The organism is Streptomyces nanshensis, from assembly GCF_001751255.1.
GTDB classification, from domain to species: domain Bacteria; phylum Actinomycetota; class Actinomycetes; order Streptomycetales; family Streptomycetaceae; genus Streptomyces; species Streptomyces nanshensis_A.
The window spans coordinates 1-2040 of sequence record NZ_LJGW01000161.1; the positions used below are offsets into that span (position 1 = coordinate 1).

A 2040-nucleotide genomic window follows, 5' to 3' on the forward strand; every position below is an offset into this window, starting at 1 on the left:
CGGCAACCCGCCACCCCGGCCCGGCCGCCCCGTGGCCCCCGACGGCACACCCCGCACCCCGGGCACCCGAAGGCCCCCGGCCGTCGCCGGGGGCCTCCGTGTGGGGGGATGCGGGCCGTGCACCGTCCAGGCGTGGTGCGTCAGGCTGCGCTGTACTTCAGGCGTGGTGCGTTGGTTGGGGCGTGGTGCGTTTCTCTGGCGCTGTTCCGGCGTGGTGCTGGCTGATGGTTCCTGTGCTGTGCGGTCGCCGGCTGCGCGCCGGCGGGCGTCGTCACTTGGCGAAGGCCGCCTGGTCGAACGCGGCGCTGGCGACGCCGTTCGCCCACAGGGACTGGACCTGAGCGGCCTCGTTGGCGTCCGGCTTGTCGTTGGTGCAGGACGTGCCGGGACCGCCGCCGGACATCAGCTCGCTGCACGGACCCTCGTAGTGGTCCGGCAGACCGAGCACGTGACCGGTCTCGTGCGCGACGACGCGGTTGGAGTCGTACTCCTCGTTCTGGGCGTAGTCGAGGAAGATGTATCCGCCTCCGTGCCCGTCGGTCGAGGCGTACGAGCCACGCGGGTCGTCGCCCTCGCGGTAGTCGAAGCTGGCGCTTCCGCCCTCCGCGAGCTGGACGTTGGAGACGGCCGCGTTCCAGACCGCCGTGCTGTTGGCGATCTGGCTGGCGAAGGTGGGGGCTCCGCTCGCGTCGTAGTTGACGGTGACCGCTTGGATGCCCGGCTTGGCGGCCTGCTTCTTCAGGGCGTCCTTCACCACGGCGTTGAAGAACGCCTCGGTCGCCTTGCTGGATTCGCCGATGTATCCGGAGCGGGTCGCGCTGCTCTTCGCGGTGCTGCCGGCGCCGTCGTCGGGCGTCGCGGCCGAGGCCGGCATCGCACCCAGACCCAGGGCCAGTCCGAGGCCGAGTGCCGCTGAGATTGCCGTGGTGCGGTGTCTCATGGGGGGTCTCCTTCTGGTCCGTAGCACGGCGGCCGCTGCAAGGTGGGGTGCGGCCCGTGCTTCCGGAAGAACTCCTGCCGCAGAAGAGTCTGTTGGAGACTCGCGTGTGAGGGATGATGGCAAGTAGTGATAGCTCCGCGGCATCACCCGATACGCAGGAGCGTTCTGGGGCGCCTCGGCGTCTGGTGTGACAAACGCCCGCTTGGTTATGCTCCGCCCTGTGGAGCTCGAGGTGAGGCATCTTCGTGCGCTGTGCGCGATCGCCGACACGGGCAGCGTGCACAAGGCGGCCCGTCAACTCGGCATGACCCAGCCCTCGTTGACGACGCAGCTCCGCCGGATCGAGCAGGCCGTCGGAGGCCAGCTCTTCTCCAGGGAACGTACGGGCAGCATCCCCACACCGCTGGGCAAGTTCGTGCTGTGCCGGGCCCGTCCGCTCGTCGCCGAGATGACGGCGCTGGTGAGCGAGGCGAGAGCCGCCGCAAGCCGTGCCGGTGGAGAATACCTGCGGATCGGCAGTACGGGGAGCCCCGCGGTACCGGGCTGGCTGCGCCGGCTGCGCGCGCGGCTTCCGGAGACCGACACCACCTTCCACATGGACGCCTCCTCGCACACCCTGCTGCGGATGCTCACCGCGAACCAGCTCGACGCCGTCTTCGTGCACGAGGTCGAGGGCTCGCCGCTGCGCATACCGGACGGTGTCGAACTGCACGTACTCGTCGAGCGCGAGCCGCAGTTCGTCGCCCTCTCCGCGACGCATCCGGCGGCCTCACGGCCGGTCCTCAGCCTGGCCGAACTCGCCCACGAGCGGTGGATGGTGGACCCGACGGCGGACGGCGAATGGACGGGCCTGCGCCGGGTGTTCGCCGAGGCGGGCATCGACCCCCGTGTCGAGCACGGCGACCATCTCGCCGCCGCGGACCTCGTGGCCGCCGGCGAGGTCGTCGCGCCCTGCCAGCCGACCGCGGCGCCGCGTCCCGGCTGGGTCGTACGGCCGCTGCTCGGCGACCCGTTGGCGGTACGGCTGCTGCTGGCGACCCGCGAGGCGGCGCCGGAGGGAGCCCCGGACGCGGCGCCCGTCCTCGAACCGGCGGCGCTGC

The 2040-nt window shown here is 71.5% G+C and carries 2 protein-coding genes; one reads left to right on the plus strand and one right to left on the minus strand.

The window, feature by feature from the left end; all coding sequences use genetic code 11:
* Positions 1–271 precede the first annotated feature (271 nt).
* On the minus strand, positions 272–940 hold the full coding sequence (snpA, locus tag AN218_RS09890; protein WP_070016401.1) for a snapalysin: 669 nt from the start codon (positions 938–940) through the stop codon (positions 272–274).
* Between the two features lie 208 nt (positions 941–1148).
* On the opposite strand from snpA, the gene AN218_RS09895 reads away from it, so the two are divergent.
* Positions 1149–2040: LysR family transcriptional regulator (locus AN218_RS09895; RefSeq protein ID WP_079131995.1), on the plus strand; the 892-nt coding region annotated here is incomplete at its 3' end.

Coding starts and splice junctions, on each gene's coding strand:
- snpA (WP_070016401.1), bottom strand. CDS start 940: ATGAGACACCGCACCACGGCAATCTCAGCGGCACTCGGCCTCGGACTG.